A 20,551-nucleotide genomic window follows, 5' to 3' on the forward strand; every position below is an offset into this window, starting at 1 on the left:
CTGCTGCCGTGCGCGAAACTGCTGCTGAACGTCATGACCGGCTGCTGGGGCTGGTACGGGAACGGGGCTCGGCCCGGGTCTCCGATCTCGCCTCCCAGCTGGGCGTCTCGCCCGTCACGGTGCGCCGGGACGTGGAGGAGCTGGCGGGCCGGGGCCTGCTGGACCGGGTGCACGGCTCGGTCTCCTGGCCACAGGACCACGCGACCCCCGGTGCCACCTCCGGCACGGCCGCCGGCGCGGGCAGCGGCCTGGTCCTCGGCATGCTCGCACCCTCAGCGACGTACTACTTCGCCGAGGTCATCCGCGGGGCGCACGAGGCGGCGGCCCGGGCCGGGGCCCGGCTGATCCTGCGGATCTCCGACTACCGGCCCGAGGAGGACCACGCGCGCACCGAGGGGCTGCTCTCGGCGGGCGCCGAGGGCCTGCTGATCGCGCCCGGCTGGCAGCATCCCGGCGACCCGGCGGCGTTCGGCGACTGGATCGCCTCACTGCCCGTGCCCACGGTGCTGCTGGAGCGCCGGCCCGCCGCGGGCTCACGGCTGGACGGCTTGGACCGGGTCTGCTCGGACCATGCCCACGGGGTACTGCTCGCCGTGCGCCACCTGGTGGAACTGGGGCACGGGGCGCCGCTGCTGATGGCCCGCGCCGATTCCCCGACAGCGATCGCGGTGCGGTCCGGATACGCGGAGGCACTGGCCGTGCTGGGGCTGCGGGCACCGCAGGACGTGATCGATTCCGTACCGGCGGAGCTGGCCCCCGACGCCTTCGAGGCGGCGGTGCAGGCGCTGCGCGAGGCGGTCGTCCCGGGGGTGGCCACGGCGGCGCTGATCCACAACGACGTGGACGCGATCCAGGTGGTGCAGCGCCTGGCCGAGCTGGGCGTGCGGGTGCCGGACGACCTGGCGCTGATCGCGTACGACGACGAGGTGGCGGCGCTCGCCGACACGCCGCTGACGGCGGTGGCGCCACCCAAACGCGATGTGGGCCGGCATGCCACCGAGCTGCTGGTGGAACGGCTGGGCGAGGGGGCGGGCGCGCCGCGGCGCCATCTGACGCTGCTGCCGCAGCTGCGGGTCCGCGACTCGTGCGGTTCACCCCTCCCGTAACCGGCCCTCGCACCCTCTCCCGCAGCTCCCACCTTCCGCTTCCGTACGTAACTTGTTTGATCTTTTTTCGATCAATCAATCTTTCGCTCTTGACTTCGGTCACGACTGGTTCAAGGATCACGGCCAACGCCAATGTCGTCGCCTGTTCAGGAGCCTCGCCGTGAGCCGCAGTTCGAGCAGAACGTCCCTTGCCCTCGCCGGCACCGCCACCGCCCTCGCCGTACTCACGGCCTGCGGCGGCAGCGGCAGCGACAGCGCCGCCCCCGGAAGCGACGGCAAGCCCGTCAGCATCACCTTCTGGGGCTGGGCCAAGGGGTCCAAGGAGGTCGTTGACGCGTTCAACGCCTCGCACAAAAACATCAAGGTCGTGTACGAGGAGATCCCGTCCGGCAACGCGGGCGGCTACGCCAAGATCTCCAACGCGGTGAAGGCGGGCAACGCCCCCGACCTGGTGTCCATCGAGTACCCGCAGCTTCCGGAGTACGTCAGTCAGGGCGCGCTCCAGGACATAGGCCAGTACTTCACCGAGGACATCAGGAAGAAGCTGCTGCCGCAGGCGGTGGAGCTGACGACGCTCGGCGGCAAGAACTGGGCCGTCCCCTTCGACGCCTCGCCGCAGGCCTTCTACTACCGCAAGGACCTGTTCGAGAAGTACGGCGTCGAGGTCCCCACCACCTGGGACGAGTTCCGCAAGGCGGCCGAGAAGATCAAGAAGGCCGACAAGAAGGCCCGCATCGGCACCTTCTTCCCCGACGACCCGACCACGTTCCAGGCAATGGCCTGGCAGGCCGGCGCCCAGTGGTTCAAAGCCGAGGGCGACACCTGGAAGGTCGACACGACCGACGCCGCCACCAACAAGGTCGCCGACTACTGGCAGGGTCTGCTCGACGACGACCTGATCCGCGCCAACGCCTCGTTCAGCCCCGAGTGGACCAACTCCCTGAAGAACGGCGGCACCGTCGGCTATCTCGGCGCCGCCTGGGGCGCGGGCGTCCTCAAGGGCACCCTGCCCGAACAGAGCGGCAAGTGGGCGGTCGCCCCGATGCCCAGCTGGGACGGCAAGCCGGCCAGCGGCATGCTCGGCGGCTCCACCTTCGCGGTGACGAAGACCAGCAAGAAGGCGAAGGCCGCGGTCGAGTTCGCCACCTGGATGTCGACCACCGAGGACGGCATCAAGGCCCGGATCGAGTCCGGCACGTCGAGCGCCTTCCCGGCCGCGGCCGAGCTGCGTCCGGTGGCGAAGAATGCCTTCGACGCGGACTTCTACGGCGGCGAGGACATCTACCAGGTGTTCGAGGACGCGGCGGCGTCCATCGGCCCCGACTGGACCTGGGGTCCGACGACCGGCACGACGAACACCACCATCAAGGACCAGTTCGGCAAGGTCGCGGCCGGCGGCACGACGATCACCGACGCGGTCAAGGCGGGCCATGACGCCACGGTCGCCGAGCTGAAGAAGCGCGGCCTGAAGGTCGAGGACGCAGGCTGATGAACCGCGCCCGGACGACCAGAGCCGCCGCCATCCTGCTGGGGCCCTTCTTCGTACTGTTCACGTTGGCGATGGTGGTGCCGATCGGATACGCGGTCTGGCTCAGCCTGTTCACCGAGAAACAGTCCGGCCTGGGCTTCGGCGGCACCGAGACCGTCTTCAGCGGACTCGACAACTACGCGGCGGCGCTGGGCGACCGGGCGTTCCGCGAGGGCTTCGGCGTACTCCTCGGATACTGCCTCTTCTACATTCCGCTGCTGCTCATCGGGGCCCTCGCCCTCGCCCTGCTGCTGGACTCCACGCTGGCCCGCGCCCGCCGGTTCTTCCAGCTCGCGCTCTTCCTGCCGCATGCCGTGCCGGGCATCATCGCCGCGCTGATCTGGGTGTACCTCTACACGCCGCAGCTCAGCCCGGTCATCAGCGCCATGGAGTCCGGCGGCATCGGCTTCGACTTCTTCTCCCCCGAGGGCGCGCTCCCGTCCGTCGTCAACATCGCCCTGTGGGAATGGCTCGGCTACAACATGGTGATCTTCTACGCCGCGCTGCAGGCCATCGACCGCTCGGTGCTCGAAGCGGCCACGGTCGACGGGGCGGGCGCCTGGCGCATCGCGCTGAGCATCAAGGTGCCGCTGATCCGCGCCTCCGTCGTGATGGTCGCCCTGTTCACGGTCATCGGCTCGCTGCAGCTGTTCACCGAACCGCTGATCCTCAACAAGGGCACCGGATCCGCCGTCTCCTCCACCTGGACGCCGAACATGTACGCGTACACCGCGGCCTTCGAACGCAACGACTACGGCCTCGCGGCCGCGGCCTCCATCCTGCTGGCCCTCACCGCAGCGCTGCTGTCCTTCGTCGTCACCCGCTTCACCGGCCGGAAGGGCAGGAAGGCATGAACTCCTCAGCTCCTAAGAGCCGTTGGATGTCCAGGACGGCGGTCAACGGCTTCCTGGTCCTCGCGGTCGTCTACATGCTCTTCCCTCTCGTCTGGCTGGTCACCGCCGCCACCAAGGACACCGGCGGTCTGCTCGCGGGCAACGCGTTCTCCTTCGACGGCTTCAACCTCGGCGAGAACCTGTCGAACCTCGCCTCCTACGGCGACGGCATCTACTTCCGCTGGTACCTCAACAGCCTCTTCTACGCGGGCGGCGGCGCGGTCGTCTGTTCGCTGATCTGTGTCGCCGCGGGGTACGCCTTCGACAAGTACGAATTCCGGGGCAAGGAGAAGCTGTTCGGCCTGGTACTGATGGGCGTGCTGGTCCCGACCACCGCGCTCGCCCTGCCGATGTACCTCCTGGCGTCCAGGACCGGTCTCGTCAACACCTACTGGTCGGTGCTGATCCCGGTCCTCGTCAATCCGTTCGGCGTCTACCTCGCCCGGGTGTTCTCCACCGGCTACATCCCGAACGAGGCGCTGGAGGCCGCCCGTATCGACGGAGCCAGCGAGCTGCGCGTCTTCTGGTCGATCGGGCTGCGCATGGTCATGCCGGGCTTCGTGACGGTCTTCCTCTTCCAGTTCACCGCGATCTGGAACAACTTCTTCCTCCCCCTCGTGATGCTGTCGGACCGCAAGCTGTTCCCGCTGAGCCTCGGTCTGTACTCCTGGAACACCAACACCCACGGCGAGCCGAGCTTCTATCCGCTCGTCGTCACCGGATCCCTCCTCGCCGTGATCCCCCTGATCGTCGCCTTCGTCTCCCTGCAGCGGCACTGGAAGGCGGGTCTGACCGCCGGAAGCGTCAAGTGACCGTCGCCCGCCCCTTGAGCCGAGCGCCCTTTGAGGAGTCCGAGTTCCACCATGTCCCACGCCACTGACAACCGGCCGAAAGCCCTGCTGGCGATGGGCCCCGGCATCGCCGACCGGCTCCTCGCCGACCGCCACCGCACACGACTGGCCGCCCTCACCCGTACGGATCCCCGCTTCGTGGCCCACGACCTGGCCGCCCCGACACCGGAGACGGCCGCCGCGCTCGCCGAGGCCGAGGTGCTGTTGACCTGCTGGGGTGCGACACCGCTGACCGCCGAGGTTCTGGACGGCGCACCGCGGCTGCGGGCCGTGGTGCACGCGGCCGGTTCCGTGAAGCACCACATCACGGACGCCTGCTGGGAACGCGGGATCGCCGTCACCTCGGCGGCCGGTGCCAATGCGCTGCCCGTCGCCGAGTTCACCCTTGCCGCGATCCTTTTCGCGGGCAAGCGGGTGCTGCAGACCGCGCAGCGTTACGCCGCCCTGCGCACCGACCACGACTGGCTCAAGGAGCTCGCCGGCTCCGGCAACTACCGCCGCACCGTCGGCATCATCGGAGCATCCCGCATCGGCCGACGGGTGATCGAGCTGCTGCACCCCTTCGACCTGGACGTCCTGCTGTACGACCCCTACGTCGACGCGGCGGAGGCGGCCCGGCTGGGCGCACGGCTCGCGGCGCTGGACGAGCTGTGCGCACGCAGCTCGGTCGTCTCCGTGCATGCACCGCAGCTGCCGGAGACGCACCATCTGATCGGCGCGGCGCAGCTGGCGGCGATGGCGACGGGCGCGACGCTGATCAACACGGCTCGCGGGTCGCTGATCGACGAGGACGCCTTGCTTGCGGAGCTGCGGAGCGGGCGATTGCACGCGGTGCTGGATGTGACGGATCCCGAACTTCCACCCGCGCTCTCGCCGTTGTACGAGCTGCCGAATGTATTGCTCACCCCGCACATCGCGGGCTCGCAGGGCGATGAGCTGCACCGGATGGCCGACCGGGCACTCGACGAGATGGAGCGGTTCGCGTCCGGCCTGCCCTTCGCGGACCCCGTGCACGCCGGGAGCCTGCAGCACTCGGCCTGAGCCCCGAACGTCGAAAGCCCTCTAAACTGGAAGGATCCCATCCAAACTGTAGGACCGGGAGACGCCATGAGATTCGTACAGGTAATCGACTGCAAGACGGAGCGGTTCGACGACATGGACCGCCTCATGGACGAATGGGTCGAACGGACCAAGGGCACCCGGACGGCCACGCACAGCCTCATCGGCAAGGACCGAACCGACGGGTCCCACTACGTCGAGATCGTCGAATTCCCTTCGTACGAAGATGCGATGGCGAACTCGAAGCTGCCGGAGACCGACCAGATCTTCCAGGAGATGGTGGCGCTCTGCAACGGAATGCCCACCTTCACCGACCTCGATGTGGTCCGTGACGAACAGTTGAACCAGACACTGTCGCGCCGGTTCTTCCACGAGATCGCCGTCGGCGGCAACCTCGAAGCCATCGACGAGGTGTTCGCGCCCGACTACATCGACCACGACGTCGCGAAGGAACAGGACACGGTGATCGGGTCCGACTCCCTGAAGAACGACGTGATCGGATGGCGCGCGGCCTTCGACTTCACCCTCAGCCTGGACCGGCAGGTCTGCGAGGGTGACGACGTCGTGACGCTGTGGACCTGGACCGGCACCCACGAGGGCGACTTCATGGGAATCGCCCCCACGGGCAGGCAGTGCACCATGACGGGCACCACGATCTTCCGGTTCAAGGACGGCAGGATCCAGGAAGGCTGGTGGCACGAGGACCTCCTCGGCCTGATGCGCCAGCTCGGCGCGCTCGACTGATCCAACGGCAAAGGACAGCCGAAGGCCCCCGTTCCCATCGCTAACAGCGGGAACGGGGGCCTTGTGCGGCGGTGAGCCGAGGTGGCAGCTCGTCAGTGCGAGTGACCGTGGCCGCCGTGACCGGCTTCGGCCTCTTCCTCGGCCGGCTTCTCGACGACCAGGGTCTCGGTCGTCAGCAGCAGCGACGCGATGGACGCGGCGTTCTCCAGCGCGGAGCGGGTGACCTTGACCGGGTCGATGACGCCGGCCTTCACCAGGTCGCCGTACTCACCGGTCGCGGCGTTGAAGCCCTGGCCCTTGTCGAGGTCGGCGACCTTCGAGGTGATGACGTAACCCTCGAGGCCGGCGTTCTCGGCGATCCAGCGCAGCGGCTCGACCGCGGCGCGGCGCACGACCGCGACACCCGTGGCCTCGTCGCCGGCCTTGTCGAGGTTGCCCTCGAGGACCTTGACGGCGTGGACCAGAGCGGAGCCACCACCGGAGACGATGCCCTCCTCGACCGCGGCGCGGGTCGCGGAGATGGCGTCCTCCAGACGGTGCTTCTTCTCCTTGAGCTCCACCTCGGTGGCGGCACCGACACGGATCACGCACACGCCGCCGGCCAGCTTCGCGAGGCGCTCCTGGAGCTTCTCGCGGTCCCAGTCGGAGTCGGTGGCGTCGATCTCGGCCTTGATCTGGTTGACCCGGCCCTTGACGTCGCCGGACTCGCCGCCGCCGTCCACGATGGTCGTGTCGTCCTTGGAGACGGTGACACGGCGGGCGGTGCCCAGCACGTCCAGACCGGCCTGGTCGAGCTTGAGGCCGACCTCCTCGGCGATGACGGTCGCACCGGTGAGGGTGGCGATGTCACCGAGCATGGCCTTGCGGCGGTCACCGAAGCCCGGGGCCTTCACCGCGACGGCGTTGAAGGTGCCACGGATCTTGTTGACGACCAGGGTCGACAGGGCCTCGCCCTCGACGTCCTCGGCGATGATCAGCAGCGGCTTGGAGCCACCGGCCTGGATGACCTTCTCCAGCAGCGGGAGCAGCTCCTGGATCGAGCCGATCTTGCCCTGGTGGATCAGGATGTACGGGTCGTCGAGGACGGCCTCCATACGCTCCTGGTCGGTCACCATGTACGGGGACAGGTAACCCTTGTCGAAGGCCATGCCCTCGGTGAACTCGAGGTCCAGGCCGAAGGTGTTGGACTCCTCGACGGTGATGACACCGTCCTTGCCGACCTTGTCCATCGCGTCCGCGATGAGCTCGCCGACCTGCGAGTCCTGCGCGGAGAGCGCGGCCACGGCGGCGATGTCGGACTTGTCGTCGATCGGGCGGGCGGTCGCGAGGAGCTCCTCGGACACAGCCTTGACCGCGGCGTCGATGCCCTTCTTCAGGGCGGCCGGGGAAGCACCCGCGGCAACGTTGCGCAGGCCCTCGCGGACGAGCGCCTGGGCGAGCACGGTGGCGGTGGTGGTGCCGTCACCCGCTACGTCGTTGGTCTTGGTCGCCACCTCCTTCACCAGCTGGGCACCGAGGTTCTCGTACGGGTCGTCGAGCTCGACCTCGCGCGCGATGGTGACACCGTCGTTGGTGATGGTGGGAGCGCCGAACTTCTTGTCGATGACGACGTTGCGGCCCTTGGGGCCGATCGTCACCTTGACCGTGTCGGCAAGCTTGTTGACGCCGCGCTCAAGGGCGCGACGGGCGTCCTCGTCGAACTTCAGAATCTTCGCCATGGGAGCTGAACTGTCCTCTCGAACGAACTGCGCCCCTGACCGCCCGGCTTGTTATCTCGCAGGGGACCAGGGGCGCAGAACGGAAGCAAACGTGTGTGAATTACTTCTCGATGATCGCGAGCACGTCGCGGGCCGAGAGGACGAGGTACTCCTCGCCGTTGTACTTCACCTCGGTGCCGCCGTACTTGCTGTACAGCACGACGTCACCGGTCTTGACGTCGAGCGGCAGGCGCTCGCCGTTCTCGAAGCGACCCGGGCCCACGGCCAGGACGACGCCCTCCTGGGGCTTCTCCTTGGCGGTGTCCGGGATGACCAGGCCAGAGGCCGTGGTCTGCTCGGCGTCGAGCGGCTGGACCACAATGCGGTCCTCAAGCGGCTTGATGGCAACCTTGGAGCTGGTGGTCGTCACGATCCGGCCTCCCCCTTCGGAGATCTCGGGGTTAACTGCGGGGTTAACTGTCTGGGGTGGCGATCAGGTGGGTCCGTCGTCGCGGGTGCCGGACCTGCCGGTCGCACAGTACTGCTGGCACTCTCCAGCGGGGAGTGCCAGAGCTGACACTATGACCGCGATTAGCACTCGGTCAAGCGGAGTGCCAATTCAGTCCGGTCGTGGCGTCACTGCACCGGACTGTCCCGGTGGGGCGACGCACGGGGAACGCAGGGACGGACCGCTCCGTTCCGTACGACGGCGGGGAGATGCCGGACGTCGCGCCCCCGCGTCGGCGCCGGCTGTCGGGGCAGGTCTCGACATCGCTCCGGTTCCGCCCCTGGCGGCTCCTCCGGGCGGCGGTCTGTCCGACCGTCACGTTCCGGACGGCCGGGGCGGGCCGCCTCCTGCGCCGACCCGCTCGAGGCGGCCGAACCACCGCCGATGAACAGGGCCGTGATCGCATTCGGAGTGCTCACCCCGGTGGTCGTCGCGATCGGCGTCGCACCACTGCGCGCGAACCGGCCCCGGGCCCGGTCCAGGCCTTCGCCGCGATCGCACCGTGCCTCGTGACGGTGCGGAGCGGGCACGTCGACTACCGCCGCTCGCAGCCCGTACCGATGCCCGCTCCGCCGGACGGTCCCAGCCGGTCCGGCCACCAGTGCCTCAGCGGCGAGGACAACCCCGTGGGCCCGGTCTCCGGCAGCCGACCCGGCCGACCGCAGGAGCCGACGACCGTCGACCCCGCGGCCCCGTGATCGCCCCGCACACCCGCCCGCCGCTCCGACTCCGCCCCCGCCGCCGGTCCCGGACTCGGCGTCCGGTGCGGCCGGCTCACCTTCTGCGCGGCCTTCCGGCCCAGCCGTTCGATCGGGTCGACCGACTGCGCGCACCCGGCGGTGGCGGTCAGGAGCGCACCGGTTGCCAGCAGTCCGGCGAGCAGTCGGTGCGCCCTCCTCATGCGTAGTCCTCCAGCCGGGCCACGGCGTATCCCTTCTCCGTGATGGCCGGCCCGCGCCGCATCAGGGCCGACCCATGCCCCTGCTCGGTTAAATCTTCCTTTTGTCGTACAAGCTGCATGGTTTCGCATACTGTCAGTGGCTGCTCGGCCACTGGCGCCGACACCTCCGCAGGGCCCGCGCGGTCCCCCGGCTAGCTCACAATGGCCCGGTGAACGCCTTCGATCCGACCGACCCGACCGACCCGACCGACCCGCTCGCCGCCTTCACGGCCCTGCGCACGCCCGAGGGCGAGGCACTCCTCGCCGAGCTGCGGACGTACGACCCCTCCCAGGAGCTCGCCACCGCGACCCGGCTGCGCCGCAGCCATCCGGCCCCGCTGGTGTCGGCGGCGCTGGGGCAGGCACGGCTGCGGCAGCGGGCGGTGGCGAAGTTCGGCGCCGAGGACGCGTACCGGATGTTCTTCACCCCGAACGGCGTCGAGCAGGCGACCCGCACCTCGGTCGCCACCCACCGCGCCCGGCGCTTCGCCGAAGCGGGCGTACGCAGCGTCGCCGACCTCTGCTGCGGGATCGGCGGCGACGCCCTCGCCCTCGCCCGCGCGGGCATCTCCGTCCTCGCCGTGGACCGCGACCCGCTGACCGCCGAGGTGGCCCGCGCCAATGCCGCCGCACTCGGTCTCGACACCCTGATCGAGGTGCGCTGCGCCGATGTCACCGAGATCGACACGACCGCGTACGACGCGGTCTTCGTCGACCCGGCCCGGCGCGGCGGACGCGGCAGGATCTTCGACCCCGAGGCGTACTCGCCGCCGCTCTCCTGGGCGATTGCCGCCGCGCTGACGGCCCCCCGTGCCGCGCTGAAGATCGCCCCCGGCATCCCGCACGAGGCGATCCCGGCGCAGGCGGAGGCGGAGTGGATCTCGGACGCCGGCGATGTGAAGGAGGCGGTGCTCTGGTTCGGCGAAGGGTTCGCCCCGGGCTCGTACCGCGCCACACTGCTCCCGGCGGGCGCGACCCTGTCGGCCCCGGCCGCACTGCCCGCCCCGCCCGTCGGACCGGTGGGCCGCTATCTGTACGAGCCGGACGGCGCCGTCATCCGCGCCCATCTGGTCGCCCACGTCGTGGAGCAATCGGGTGGCCGGCTGGTCGACGAGACGATCGCGTACGTCACGAGCGACGAGCCGTACGACTCCCCCTACGCCTCCGCGTACGAGATCACCGACCAACTGCCCTTCAACCTGAAGAAGCTGAAGGCGCTGCTGCGGGAGCGGAAGGTCGGCGTCCTGACCGTCAAGAAGCGGGGCTCGGCCGTCGAACCGGAGGAGCTGCGCCGGAAGATGAAGCTCCAGGGCCCGAACGCGGCGACCGTGTTCCTGACCCGGGTCGCCGGGGCACCGACCATGCTGATCGGCCACCCCGTGCGGCCCGACACGCGTGCGAGCTCCTAGTGCCGTGACCGGCCATGTCTGCCCCGGGGCAAAGCGTGCCGGGAGGGGCACTAGGCCAGGTCGGTCAGGTCGTCGGCGTACACCTGGGAGAGCGGCTGCGGACCCACGTACTGCTGGCAGTTGCACTGCCCGGCTTCGAAGCGGACCGGGTTCTTGCTCTCGTCCCAGGCCGTCGGCACCTCGACCCGCTCATGGCACTTGCCCTGCTTGTCATGCTTGGCAAGGTGGTGCGTGCAGCCACAGATCGGCTCCGGCGGCCGGTTCGCCGCCTCGACGGCCAGGCGTTCCTGTTTGCCCGCCTCCAGCAGTTCCAGCTTGCGGGTGTGCCGGTTGCGCAGCGCCGTACGGACGTTGTCGACCGCCCATCCGAAGCCACCGGTCCAGAAGATGATGAGCACCCACCAGTACCACTCCATGTGACCCCTCCCCCTGCGCGGATCCTGCTACGCGGCCAGAATAGAGGCGGGTTCAGCGGTGAGCACCGCCGCGGACGGAGAACAGCGGCCCGGGCGCCCCGACAAGCACCCTCAGCACCCAACGGCGGTGCGCGAACGCCTTGGTGACGCCGATCAGACCGAGCAGCCAGCCGATCATCCCGAGCCCCATGACGAGGGCGACCGCACCGTAGGTGTCCTCGGGGGCCTCCGCACCTGCCGGGACGGCCACGCAGGCGTACAGCCCGACCGCACACAGCGCGAACGACGAGAGCATCCAGGCGAGGCTCGCACCGGAGGCCCGCAGCCGCATGTCGCCTTCCGGATCGCGGTCCAACTCGCCCCAGGCGTCGAGCAGTCGGCGGATCTGCCGGTCGCGGCGCAGACCGACGACGACGAAGACCACCGACGGCACGACGCAGCAGGCGCCCAGGGCGGCGAGGACGACGCCGAGGACGGCACCGAAGATGTCGTACGACTCCTCGAACGTGAGCATCGCGGTCCCCACCAGCGACCAGCCGAGCGCGCACAGGGCGCCCCACAGCCACAGCAGCGCCAGCCGGCCGCGCCCCACATGCATGGTGACCAGCTCGCCGAGGACGAACGCCCGGTCGGCGAGCAGGGCTTCCCTGTCGGGCCAGGAACGTATCTCGACAGGCGGAGGGGGCGGCGGCAACAGTGTGCGGCGGGACATGGGCCCGAGCCTACCGACCGGGTGCGGGCACGGTTCGGCGTGGCTTGCGTTGAAGCGCGCTCCAGCTCGTAACGTCCGAATGCGACCGGCTGACCGGAAGCACGCACGTACCGAGGGAGAACACTGTGCAGTACACACTGTTCGGCCGGACCGGCCTGCGGGTGAGCGAGCTGAGCCTCGGCGCCATGACCATCGGCGAGGACTGGGGATGGGGCGCGGACAAGGAGACCAGCGCCCGGATCGTCGACGCGTACGCGGACGCGGGCGGCAACTTCATCGATACCGCCAACAACTACACCAACGGCAGCTCGGAGACGATCCTCGGCGAGCTGCTCCAAGGCCGCCGGGACCGGTTCGTACTCGCCACGAAATACAGCTGCGCCACCCGCACGGGCGATCCGAACGCGGCGGGCAATCACCGGAAGAACCTGGTCCGGTCGGTGGAGGCGAGCCTCGCCCGGCTGCGTACCGACCGCATCGACGTGCTGTGGGTGCACGCACGGGACAACTTCACCCCGGTCGAGGAGGTCATGCGCGCCCTCGACGACCTCGTACGGTCCGGCAAGGTGCTCTATCTCGGGGTGTCGGACTGGGCGGCGTGGGAGATCGCGCAGGCGAACACCATGGCCGAGCTGCGGGGCTGGACCTCGTTCGCCGGTTCGCAGCTGCGGTACAACCTGCTGGAGCGCACCCCGGAACGCGAACTGCTGCCGCAGGCCCGCGCCTTCGACCAAGCCGTCCTGGCGTGGAGCCCGCTCGCCGCAGGCAAGCTCACCGGGAAGTACCGCCGCGGCGAAACGGGCCGGCTGGACGCGCCCGCCTTCGACAACCGGGCCGATCGCCGGGAGGAGGAGGTCCTCACCGCGGTGCTGGAGGTCGCCGAGCAGGGCGGCTGGAGCCCGGCGCAGGTGGCGCTGGCGTGGCTGCGCGGGCGGCCCGGGAACATCATCCCGATCGTCGCCGCCACCAGGGTGAGCCAGCTCGTCGACAATCTCGCCGGTGTCGATGTCGCGCTCGACGCCGCCGCGGTGCACCGGCTCGACGCGGCGAGCGAGGTACCGCTCGGTTTTCCGCACGACTTCCTGCGGGAGCCGGGGGTCATGAGGAACGTGTACGGGGACCTCTGGGCGGACATCACGGACCGGCGCTCGACCTACCGCCGGACGGCGAGCGAGATCCGCTAGCGGCGCTCCGTAGGCTGTCCGGATGATCGCGATACCGGCGGACTTCGAGCGGACCACGGTCGGCCGGGAAGGCGCACGCGGCCGGGCCTGGGTGGAGTCGCTGCCGGGGCTGGTCGACGAGCTGCTGCGGCGCTGGGACTGCGCCGTGGACACCGGACCGGTCCTGCACGGCCAGGTCGGGATCGTCGTTCCCGCTCGGCGGTACGACGGGTCCCGCGCCGTGCTGAAGGTGTCGTTCCCCCACCCGGGCAACATCCATGAGCCGGACGCCTTCGCGGTGTGGCGCGGGCGCGGAGCCGTCGCCCTGTACGAGCGGGACGACGAGCGGTTCGCGATGCTGCTGGAACGGGCCGGGCCCGACACCCTCGCCGGTCTCGACGACCTCGACGCGGCGGTGACCGCGGCCGGCCGTGTGGTGCGCAGGCTGGCGGTCCCGGCCCCGCCCGGACTGCCCCGGCTCGCCGACCGGTCCGACGCGTGGGAGCAGGAGATCCGCGAACACGTCGGACGGCTGGCCCGGCCCCTGCCGCGGTACGTCACCGACGCGGCGCTGGCGACCGTACGGGAACTGGGCCGCGAGCAGCCGGACACCCTCGTCCACGGCGATCTGAACTACGGCAACGTGATCGCCGGCGCACGCGAGCCCTGGCTGGCCATCGACCCCAAGGGCTGGGTGGGTGACCCGGCGTACGACGGGATCACGCTGCTCCGCGGCCGCCTCGACACCCTGGACGCCACGCTGCAGCGCCGCGTCTCGCTCTTCGCGGACGCCGCCGAGCTGGACCGCGACCGGGTGCGCCGCTGGGCGCAGGCGCGTGCGGTGACGGCGGCCCACTGGGGACGGCTGTACGGCGACCCGGAGTGGCTGATCGCCGCGACCGACGGGATCGCGACGGCGCTCGTCCGATGAGGTGAGGCCGCAACGGTGTACGGGACGGGCGGGACCGGTGGCGTCGGGGATTCCGCCCGTTCCGTCCGGTCTCAGCTGTCCGACCGGCCGTCCGGGTACTCGCTGTACCCGTCGAACCCGGCGTCCGCGCCGTCGTACTCGAAGTCGTCGGCGCCGTCGCCGCCCGCCCCCGACTCGGGGCTGTAGTCGTACTGGTCGGACATGATGGCTCCTCTCGCGACGGGCGCCTCATGCGCCCCGGTCACGCGGTCAACGAGGCTGCCGGACCGGCCGATGCGCCCGCGCGACCCGGGCCACCTCAGTGGCGTACAGCCCGGTCGGCCGGTTGACCGATTCCCGCCCATGGCCCGTCAGTTGCCGATCACCGGGGCGGCCTTGAGGCACGTGTCGCGCACCCGGCCGGGCGGCACGGGCGCCGTCAGGCGTTGCGCAGCGCCTCGATGTCGAGCTTCTTCATGCCGAGCATGGCCTTCATGGCCCGGTCCGCCTTGGCCGGGTCGGGGTGGGAGAGCGCCTCGGACAGCCCGCGCGGGACGATCTGCCAGGACAGCCCGTACTTGTCCTTGAGCCAGCCGCACTGGCTCTCCTCGCCGCCGTCGGTGAGCCTGTCCCACAGCTCGTCGACCTCCGCCTGCGTCTCGCAGTCGACGGCGAGCGAGATCGCCTCGGTGAACGGGAACTGCGGACCGCCGTTGAGCGCCACGTACTCCTGGCCGGCCAGCCGGAAGTCGACGGTCATGACGGTGCCCGGCTCGCCGGGCGACGACTCGGTGTAGTGCGACACGCCGAGCACCTTCGAGTCGCCGCCGAAGACGGAGACGTAGAAGTGCGCGGCCTCCTCGGCCTGGCTGTCGAACCACAGGAAGGTCTTGATCTTCTGCATGGCCTGCTCCTCGGTTGTCCGTACGGGCGTTGACTGTGCATGGTGGACCGGGCGGGCCGCGGAAACTCATCGCTCCGCGCCGGATTCCTTCTCCGCCCGGGCCAGCAACAGCGCCCGCTCGCGCGCGTTACGGGTCAGGTCCGCCGCCCGCCGGAACTCCGCGCGTGCCTCGTCCGTGCGCCCGAGCCGCGCCAGCAGATCGCCGCGCACACTCGGCAGCAGGTGGTACGCCCTCAGCGCCGGGTCCCCGGCCAGGGCGTCGACCAGCGCGAGCCCCGCCTCCGGCCCCTGCGCCATCGAGACGGCGACCGCCCGGTTCAGCTCGACGACCGGCGACGGGGCCGCCTTCAGCAGCAGCCCGTAGAGCGTGGCGATGACCCTCCAGTCCGTCTCCTCGTACGTCACCGCGTGGGCGTGGCACGCGGCGATCGCGGCCTGCAGGGCGTAGGGGCCCGGTGCGTCGCCCGCCGCGTTCGCCCGCTCCAGGGCCGCGTATCCGCGCCGGATCAGCAGCCGGTCCCAGCGGGACCGGTTCTGGTCGGCGAGCAGCACGGGCGCACCGTCCGGCCCGGTCCTGGCCGCGACGCGGGACGCCTGGAGTTCCAACAGGGCCACCAGGCCGTGCACTTCGGGCTCCTTGTCCATCAGTCCGGCCAGCACCCGGGCCAGCCGCAGCGCGTCCTCGCAGAGCGCCGGGCGCAGCCAGTCGTCGCCCGCGGTGGCCGAATAACCCTCGTTGAAGATCAGATAGATGACTTCGAGGACGGAGTCGAGCCGGGCCGCGCGCTCGGGGCCGTACGGCACTTCGAAGGGGACGCCCGCCCGGCCCAGGGTGCGCTTCGCGCGGACGATGCGCTGGGCGACAGTCGGCTCGGACGCCAGGAAGGCTCGCGCGATCTCGTCGGTGGTGAGTCCGCCGAGCAGCCGCAGGGTGAGCGCGATCCGGGCCTCGGTCGACAGCACGGGGTGGCAGGCGGTGAAGATCAGCCGCAGCAGGTCGTCGTCGATGTGGTGGGGGTCCTCGGTGCTGTTGAAGTCTCCCGGCTCGGGCGGCGGCACGTCCTCCAGGCTCCGCCCGACCTCGGCCAGCTTCCGCGCGTACGTCTCCCTGCGGCGTACGAGATCGATCGCGCGGTGCTTGGCGGTGGCCATGAGCCAGGCGCCCGGTCTGTCCGGGACACCCGACTCCGGCCACTGCTCCAGCGCGGCGACCAGAGCGTCCTGCGCGAGCTCCTCGGCGATGCCGACGTCCCGCACGATGCGGGTGACACCGGCGATGATCCGCGCGGACTCGATCCTGAATACCGCCTCGACCGCCTGCGTCGCGCTTGCTTCCGTCACGGCCACCCATCAGAGCAGCCGTACCGGGGCGCAGCAAGCACGGCCCGGGACACCCCTTACGGCCTGGTGCGCGACAGCGAGCGGGCTCGCTGTCGCGCACCAGGCCGTCAGCTCTCGGCGATCTCGCGGACCTCGGAGGTGACGGTCCAGTTCTTCGGGTGGATCTCCAGGAACCGCTTGGTCCACTCCAGCGCCTCGGCCATGTCCTTGCACTGGGTGATGGCGTAGCCGCCGACGACTTCCTTCGTCTCGGTGAAGGGCCCGTCGGTGTAGCTCAGCTTGCCGTCCTCCCAGGTGACCCGGGTCCCCTGCGAGGTGGGGGTGAGCCCGGCGGTCTCCAGCATGACCCCGGCCTTGGTGATCTCCTCGAACAGCGCGCCCATGCGCGCCTCGAAGTCGGGGTCGGGGGCCTCGGAGGGGAGGTTCTGCTCATCGATGCGGATCATCGACAGGAAGCGCGGCATGGTGACTCCATCGGTACGGGAGGGCGGGGGCTTTCCCTGCCTCTCACCCTTGCGTCGAACGGGAGACGTCGCAATCGACACACTCCCCCGAAGAAATTGAAGAAGTTTCCGGGAGGCTTTTCCGGACTACCGCAGGGACGCCCACAGCTTGCTCGCGGCCGGTTCCCGCGCCACCACCCGGTTGGGGTCGGACGGGGCGGTGACGACGGGCATGGTGACCGTGGTCAGCCCGGTCGCGGGGATGGCGCCCAGGCTCTGCGCCAGGTCTCTCAGCTCGCCGAGCGAGTCGAGGCCGGTGTCCGTGGTGAGGCTGCCGGTGAACGCGTGCGCCATCGTATACAGGCCGACCGGGTCGGTCAGTGGATCGGTTGTCCCGGCCTGCTCCAGCAGCGCCTCGACCAGTTGTTGCTGGAGCTTGATCCGGCCCAGGTCGCCGCCGTCCGAATGTTCCGGTCGCTAACCAGGTGGACGACCACCGCTGTATCGGAGCGGGCGTGGGAGCTGTCACTGCCGCCGAGCACGGAGTTCTCCTTGCCGCTGCGCGAGCCCGAACCGAGGACCAGGGTATTCAGCGCGCCGGTGGGAGCGGGGGTGCGGAGGCCGCGGCCGACGGCGTCGTGCCCGGGACATCGACCGTGCCCTGGCCGGGCGGTCGCGCCCAGGGCACGGTCGATGTCCATACTGTGGATGTTCTGGTTCAGATGCCAGTACGCCCACCGTTCCTGGGCAGTGAGCAGGAGTAAGTCCTGGCTCACTGGCACGCCCCGAACGGTCTTGGGCGCGCTGGTCCTCCGCTTTCGCGTCCCGGTCGGCGACGCATATCCCGTATGCGGTCCGTCCCGGGCGGGCGGAATCCCTACGACCTGGCCATGTGGGTGTGGCCGGAGGCGACGGGGAGGCCCCGAACCATCTCGCTGGTGACACGGGGGCCCCGACTGCTGACGCCACACCCGGCGTCCCAGATCGCACCGAATACGTTACGCACACCCCGCCGGACATACCCGCAGCTTGTGACACCGTTCACTCAATCGTGGCCATCTGCACAAAGCGGCTTGCGTGCACAGCAGTTGCGAACCCCGCTCCGGCCGCGGCGAGCACCAGCACGCAGCCGATCACCGCGGCGGCCGCCCTGAGCGGGCGGGGGCGGCGTCTCTTCTCTCGGGTCACGTCGAGGAACGTAAGTCCGAATTATTACGAAGGGAACCGTTGTTCGGTTTCCCTTCGGAAAATCTCAGGATCCCTTGAGTTTTCTCATGTTCCGCCGACGGAGCCGCCGGCCACCTCGAACCGCCATCGGTGCACCGCCCTGGTGATCAACTCGGCTGCGGGTTCGGGCAGCTCGGGCAACTCGGCGCCGTATGCCGCCTCCCACCAGGTGATGACCAGCACCCGGTCCTGCGGGGCGCGCAGCAGCTCGTACCGCAGCGGCTCGTCCGCCAGCTCACCGGTGCGCGCCCGGGCCCACTCCAGCAGTTCGGCGCCCCGGCCGTCCACGGCCCGGGCCTCCCACATGAGGGCGACGGTCATGAGTACAGGTTGTCCTTGCTGATCTCGTGCACATGGTCGTGGTCGTGCACGCTGCCCGGCACATGCGTGTCCGTCACCGGCAGCGACGAGTCCGCCGACAGTTCCAGATCGGACGCGGAACGGTTGCGCGCCACCATCTCGGCGCCCAGCGCCGCGACCATCGCCCCGTTGTCCGTGCACAGTCCGGGCCGCGGCACCCGCAGCCGGATGCCGGCCCGCTCGCAGCGCTCCTCGGCGAGCGCCCGCAGCCGCGAGTTGGCCGCGACGCCGCCGCCGATCATCAGGTGGTCGACGCCCTCGTCCTTGCAGGCCCGGACGGCCTTCCGGGTGAGCACATCGACGACGGCCTCCTGGAAGGACGCCGCCACGTCCCGTACCGGCACCTCCTCGCCCGCGGCCCGCTTCGCCTCGATCCAGCGGGCGACGGACGTCTTCAGACCGGAGAAGGAGAAGTCGTACGCGGGGTCGCGCGAGCCGCTCAGTCCGCGCGGGAACGCGATCGCCTTCGGATCGCCCTCCTTCGCCAGCCGGTCGATGACGGGGCCGCCGGGGAAGCCGAGGTTCAGCACCCGGGCGATCTTGTCGAACGCCTCGCCCGCCGCGTCGTCGATGGTCGCGCCCAGAGGCCGTACGTCGTTGGTGATGTCCGGCGCGAGCAGCAGCGAGGAGTGGCCGCCGCTGACCAGCAGCGCCATCGTCGGCTCGGGCAGCGGGCCGTGCTCCAGCTGGTCGACGCAGATGTGCGAGGCGAGGTGGTTCACCCCGTACAGCGGTTTGTTCAGGGCGTACGCGTACGCCTTCGCCGCGGAGACGCCGACGAGCAGCGCGCCCGCCAGCCCGGGACCCGCGGTGACGGCGATGCCGTCGAGGTCGCGGGCGCTGATGCCCGCTTCCTTCAGGGCGCGTTCGATGGTGGGGACCATCGACTCCAGGTGCGCGCGGGAGGCGATCTCCGGGACGACGCCGCCGAAGCGGGCGTGGGTGTCGACGCTGGACGCGACAGCGTCCGCGAGCAGCGTCGTACCGCGGACGATGCCGACGCCGGTCTCGTCGCAGGAGGTCTCGATGCCGAGTACGAGCGGTTCGTCAGCCATCAGTCAGTTCCAGTTTCCTGTACGTGCTCTGGTGCGGGTTCTTGTACGTGGAGGCGCATGACGAGTGCGTCGATGTTGCCCGGCTGGTAGTAGCCGCGGCGGAAGCCGATCGGTTCGAAGCCGAAGCGTTCGTACAGCTTCTGCGCACGCGTGTTGTCGACCCGGACTTCGAGGAGCACCTCCGCGCACTCGAAGGCCGTGGCGTGCTTCAGCAGATCGGTGAGGAGTTCGGAGCCCAGCCCGCCGCCCCAGTGGTCGCGGGTGACGCCGATCGTCTGGACGTCGGCGAGGTCACCGGCGGCGGCGAGTCCGGCGTACCCGGCGATGCGTCCGGTGTCCGGGGCCTCGGCGACGACATAGCGGCGGGTGGCCTGCGGCCCGCGGGCGTGCGCCAGCTCGGACCAGAACATGCCGGCCGACCAGGCGTCCTCCGGGAACAGCTCGTGTTCGAGCTGCAGCACCGGGTCGATGTCCCACCAGCGCATCTCACGCAGCACGGCAGTCGGGCTCGTCACTTCGGGGTGACCACCTTGTAGTTCTTCGGGACCTGGGCGTCGGGCCGGCGGAGATACAGCGGCTGCGGCGGCAGCAGCTCCGCTCCCGCGGCGAGCCGCTCGGCGGCCAGCGCCGCGAGCGCCCCGGCGCTGACGTGCTCGGGACCGCGGGCGTCCGGGAACGCGTCGGGGTAGAGCGCCGCGCCCGCCCCGACCACCGGGAGCCCGGCGAGCTGCTCGACGATGTCGGCGGGCCGGTCGACGGCGGGTTCGCCGACGCGGGTACGGGGATCCTCGTACCGCGCCCAGTAGACCTCCTTGCGGCGGGCGTCCGTCGCCACGGCGAACGGGCCCTCCAGTCCGCCCTGCCCGGCGGCGTACGCGAGACCGTCCAGCGTGCACAGCCCGTGGACCGGCACGGAGAGCACCGAGCCGAACGTCGCGGCCGTCACAAGACCGACCCGGAGACCGGTGTACGGGCCGGGGCCGACGCCCACGACCACGCCGGTCACGGCATCGAGTTTCACCCCGGCCTCGGCGAGGACCCGGTCGACGGCGGGCAGCAGCAGCTCCCCGTGCCTTCGGGCATCGACCTGGCCAGACTCGGCGACGACGGAGTTCCCGTCGTGCAGGGCGACGGTGACGGCGGGGGTGGCGGTATCCACGGCGAGCAAGAGCACGCAAACAGCCTACGGCTCCGCCGACGGCTCCATGGCGCCCCGTACGGCATCCCGTTCCCACCGGCGCCTGCTGCTACCGTCACCGGGAGACGCGGGTACGACGTAAACGCT

Annotated in this window: 23 protein-coding genes and 1 pseudogene; 9 read left to right on the forward strand and 15 right to left on the reverse strand. The window is 70.3% G+C overall.

Annotated features, from left to right (window positions below; all coding sequences use genetic code 11):
* The first annotated feature begins 8 nt into the window (after positions 1-8).
* The 6 genes from OG972_RS17030 (at position 9) to OG972_RS17055 (ending at position 6,181) form a co-directional block, all read left to right on the forward strand.
* On the forward strand, positions 9-1,106 hold the full coding sequence (locus tag OG972_RS17030; protein ID WP_266982494.1) for a substrate-binding domain-containing protein: 1,098 nt from the start codon (positions 9-11) through the stop codon (positions 1,104-1,106).
* 160 nt (positions 1,107-1,266) lie between these two features.
* The gene (locus OG972_RS17035; protein WP_266982496.1) at positions 1,267-2,595 is read left to right on the forward strand and encodes an ABC transporter substrate-binding protein; all 1,329 of its coding nucleotides are present in this window, start codon (positions 1,267-1,269) and stop codon (positions 2,593-2,595) included.
* Positions 2,595-3,488 carry a carbohydrate ABC transporter permease gene (locus tag OG972_RS17040; RefSeq protein ID WP_266982498.1) on the forward strand — a complete coding sequence of 298 codons (894 nt, stop codon included), beginning with the start codon at positions 2,595-2,597 and terminating at the stop codon, positions 3,486-3,488. Before OG972_RS17035 ends, OG972_RS17040 begins: the two co-directional genes overlap by 1 nt.
* Entirely contained in the window at positions 3,485-4,339 is an 855-nt protein-coding gene (locus tag OG972_RS17045; protein WP_266982500.1) for a carbohydrate ABC transporter permease, read from the forward strand. The genes OG972_RS17040 and OG972_RS17045 overlap by 4 nt, the downstream gene beginning before the upstream one ends.
* 51 nt (positions 4,340-4,390) lie before the next feature.
* Positions 4,391-5,419, forward strand: a complete 1,029-nt coding sequence (locus tag OG972_RS17050; RefSeq protein ID WP_266982502.1) for a hydroxyacid dehydrogenase — start codon at positions 4,391-4,393, stop codon at positions 5,417-5,419.
* A gap of 66 nt (positions 5,420-5,485) precedes the next feature.
* Entirely contained in the window at positions 5,486-6,181 is a 696-nt protein-coding gene (locus tag OG972_RS17055) for an ester cyclase (RefSeq protein WP_266982504.1), read from the forward strand.
* Between the two features lie 92 nt (positions 6,182-6,273).
* On the opposite strand, the gene groL is transcribed toward OG972_RS17055, so the two are convergent.
* The 3 genes from groL to OG972_RS17070 form a co-directional block, all read right to left on the reverse strand.
* Positions 6,274-7,899: a chaperonin GroEL gene (gene groL / locus OG972_RS17060; protein WP_266982505.1), complete on the reverse strand. Its 1,626-nt coding sequence runs from the start codon at positions 7,897-7,899 to the stop codon at positions 6,274-6,276.
* Between the two features lie 100 nt (positions 7,900-7,999).
* Entirely contained in the window at positions 8,000-8,308 is a 309-nt protein-coding gene (groES, locus tag OG972_RS17065; RefSeq protein ID WP_190121666.1) for a co-chaperone GroES, read from the reverse strand.
* 613 nt (positions 8,309-8,921) lie between these two features.
* Positions 8,922-9,287 (reverse strand): hypothetical protein, encoded by a 366-nt coding sequence (locus OG972_RS17070; RefSeq protein ID WP_266982509.1) that lies wholly within the window; start codon positions 9,285-9,287, stop codon positions 8,922-8,924.
* A gap of 209 nt (positions 9,288-9,496) precedes the next feature.
* On the opposite strand from OG972_RS17070, the gene OG972_RS17075 reads away from it, so the two are divergent.
* On the forward strand, positions 9,497-10,735 hold the full coding sequence (locus OG972_RS17075) for a class I SAM-dependent methyltransferase (protein ID WP_266982510.1): 1,239 nt from the start codon (positions 9,497-9,499) through the stop codon (positions 10,733-10,735).
* Positions 10,736-10,785: 50 nt separating this feature from the next.
* On the opposite strand, the gene OG972_RS17080 is transcribed toward OG972_RS17075, so the two are convergent.
* Together OG972_RS17080 and OG972_RS17085 are read right to left on the reverse strand one after the other, a co-directional pair.
* Positions 10,786-11,151 (reverse strand): hypothetical protein, encoded by a 366-nt coding sequence (locus tag OG972_RS17080; RefSeq protein ID WP_266982512.1) that lies wholly within the window; start codon positions 11,149-11,151, stop codon positions 10,786-10,788.
* A gap of 52 nt (positions 11,152-11,203) precedes the next feature.
* On the reverse strand, positions 11,204-11,863 hold the full coding sequence (locus OG972_RS17085) for a hypothetical protein (protein ID WP_266982513.1): 660 nt from the start codon (positions 11,861-11,863) through the stop codon (positions 11,204-11,206).
* 125 nt (positions 11,864-11,988) lie between these two features.
* On the opposite strand from OG972_RS17085, the gene OG972_RS17090 reads away from it, so the two are divergent.
* Complete coding sequence (locus OG972_RS17090; RefSeq protein WP_266982515.1) at positions 11,989-13,047, forward strand: aldo/keto reductase; 1,059 nt, start codon at positions 11,989-11,991, stop codon at positions 13,045-13,047.
* A gap of 22 nt (positions 13,048-13,069) precedes the next feature.
* Positions 13,070-13,957 carry an aminoglycoside phosphotransferase family protein gene (locus OG972_RS17095; RefSeq protein ID WP_266982516.1) on the forward strand — a complete coding sequence of 296 codons (888 nt, stop codon included), beginning with the start codon at positions 13,070-13,072 and terminating at the stop codon, positions 13,955-13,957.
* A gap of 71 nt (positions 13,958-14,028) precedes the next feature.
* Here the strand turns inward: OG972_RS17095 and OG972_RS17100 are convergent, their stop codons facing one another.
* From OG972_RS17100 to tsaB, 10 genes and pseudogenes are all read right to left on the reverse strand, one after another.
* Positions 14,029-14,160 carry a hypothetical protein gene (locus OG972_RS17100; protein ID WP_266982518.1) on the reverse strand — a complete coding sequence of 44 codons (132 nt, stop codon included), beginning with the start codon at positions 14,158-14,160 and terminating at the stop codon, positions 14,029-14,031.
* Between the two features lie 215 nt (positions 14,161-14,375).
* Positions 14,376-14,840 carry a VOC family protein gene (locus OG972_RS17105; protein ID WP_266982520.1) on the reverse strand — a complete coding sequence of 155 codons (465 nt, stop codon included), beginning with the start codon at positions 14,838-14,840 and terminating at the stop codon, positions 14,376-14,378.
* A gap of 66 nt (positions 14,841-14,906) precedes the next feature.
* Positions 14,907-16,187 (reverse strand): RNA polymerase sigma factor, encoded by a 1,281-nt coding sequence (locus OG972_RS17110; RefSeq protein WP_266982522.1) that lies wholly within the window; start codon positions 16,185-16,187, stop codon positions 14,907-14,909.
* Positions 16,188-16,288: 101 nt separating this feature from the next.
* A complete protein-coding gene (locus OG972_RS17115; RefSeq protein WP_266982523.1) occupies positions 16,289-16,645 on the reverse strand; it encodes a YciI family protein in 357 nt (118 codons plus the stop codon).
* A 126-nt stretch (positions 16,646-16,771) separates the two neighbouring features.
* Positions 16,772-17,406: pseudogene (locus OG972_RS17120) on the reverse strand (hypothetical protein).
* Between the two features lie 259 nt (positions 17,407-17,665).
* On the reverse strand, positions 17,666-17,812 hold the full coding sequence (locus tag OG972_RS17125) for a hypothetical protein (RefSeq protein WP_266982525.1): 147 nt from the start codon (positions 17,810-17,812) through the stop codon (positions 17,666-17,668).
* Between the two features lie 84 nt (positions 17,813-17,896).
* Complete coding sequence (locus OG972_RS17130) at positions 17,897-18,172, reverse strand: hypothetical protein (RefSeq protein ID WP_266982527.1); 276 nt, start codon at positions 18,170-18,172, stop codon at positions 17,897-17,899.
* Positions 18,169-19,266 (reverse strand): tRNA (adenosine(37)-N6)-threonylcarbamoyltransferase complex transferase subunit TsaD, encoded by a 1,098-nt coding sequence (tsaD, locus tag OG972_RS17135; protein WP_266982529.1) that lies wholly within the window; start codon positions 19,264-19,266, stop codon positions 18,169-18,171. Before tsaD ends, OG972_RS17130 begins: the two co-directional genes overlap by 4 nt.
* On the reverse strand, positions 19,266-19,781 hold the full coding sequence (gene rimI, locus OG972_RS17140) for a ribosomal protein S18-alanine N-acetyltransferase (RefSeq protein WP_266982531.1): 516 nt from the start codon (positions 19,779-19,781) through the stop codon (positions 19,266-19,268). The genes tsaD and rimI overlap by 1 nt, the downstream gene beginning before the upstream one ends.
* A complete protein-coding gene (gene tsaB / locus OG972_RS17145; protein ID WP_266982532.1) occupies positions 19,778-20,440 on the reverse strand; it encodes a tRNA (adenosine(37)-N6)-threonylcarbamoyltransferase complex dimerization subunit type 1 TsaB in 663 nt (220 codons plus the stop codon). The genes rimI and tsaB overlap by 4 nt, the downstream gene beginning before the upstream one ends.
* Positions 20,441-20,551 lie beyond the last annotated feature (111 nt).

This window comes from Streptomyces sp. NBC_01669, from assembly GCF_026339735.1.
GTDB lineage: Bacteria > Actinomycetota > Actinomycetes > Streptomycetales > Streptomycetaceae > Streptomyces > Streptomyces yanii.

Coding starts and splice junctions, on each gene's coding strand:
- OG972_RS17070 (WP_266982509.1), bottom strand. CDS start 9,287: ATGAGGAGGGCGCACCGACTGCTCGCCGGACTGCTGGCAACCGGTGCG.
- OG972_RS17085 (WP_266982513.1), bottom strand. CDS start 11,863: ATGTCCCGCCGCACACTGTTGCCGCCGCCCCCTCCGCCTGTCGAGATA.
- OG972_RS17095 (WP_266982516.1), top strand. CDS start 13,070: ATGATCGCGATACCGGCGGACTTCGAGCGGACCACGGTCGGCCGGGAA.
- OG972_RS17045 (WP_266982500.1), top strand. CDS start 3,485: ATGAACTCCTCAGCTCCTAAGAGCCGTTGGATGTCCAGGACGGCGGTC.
- OG972_RS17105 (WP_266982520.1), bottom strand. CDS start 14,840: ATGCAGAAGATCAAGACCTTCCTGTGGTTCGACAGCCAGGCCGAGGAG.
- OG972_RS17115 (WP_266982523.1), bottom strand. CDS start 16,645: ATGCCGCGCTTCCTGTCGATGATCCGCATCGATGAGCAGAACCTCCCC.
- groL (WP_266982505.1), bottom strand. CDS start 7,899: ATGGCGAAGATTCTGAAGTTCGACGAGGACGCCCGTCGCGCCCTTGAG.
- OG972_RS17055 (WP_266982504.1), top strand. CDS start 5,486: ATGAGATTCGTACAGGTAATCGACTGCAAGACGGAGCGGTTCGACGAC.
- OG972_RS17100 (WP_266982518.1), bottom strand. CDS start 14,160: ATGTCCGACCAGTACGACTACAGCCCCGAGTCGGGGGCGGGCGGCGAC.
- OG972_RS17050 (WP_266982502.1), top strand. CDS start 4,391: ATGTCCCACGCCACTGACAACCGGCCGAAAGCCCTGCTGGCGATGGGC.
- OG972_RS17080 (WP_266982512.1), bottom strand. CDS start 11,151: ATGGAGTGGTACTGGTGGGTGCTCATCATCTTCTGGACCGGTGGCTTC.
- OG972_RS17040 (WP_266982498.1), top strand. CDS start 2,595: ATGAACCGCGCCCGGACGACCAGAGCCGCCGCCATCCTGCTGGGGCCC.
- tsaD (WP_266982529.1), bottom strand. CDS start 19,266: ATGGCTGACGAACCGCTCGTACTCGGCATCGAGACCTCCTGCGACGAG.
- OG972_RS17130 (WP_266982527.1), bottom strand. CDS start 18,172: ATGACCGTCGCCCTCATGTGGGAGGCCCGGGCCGTGGACGGCCGGGGC.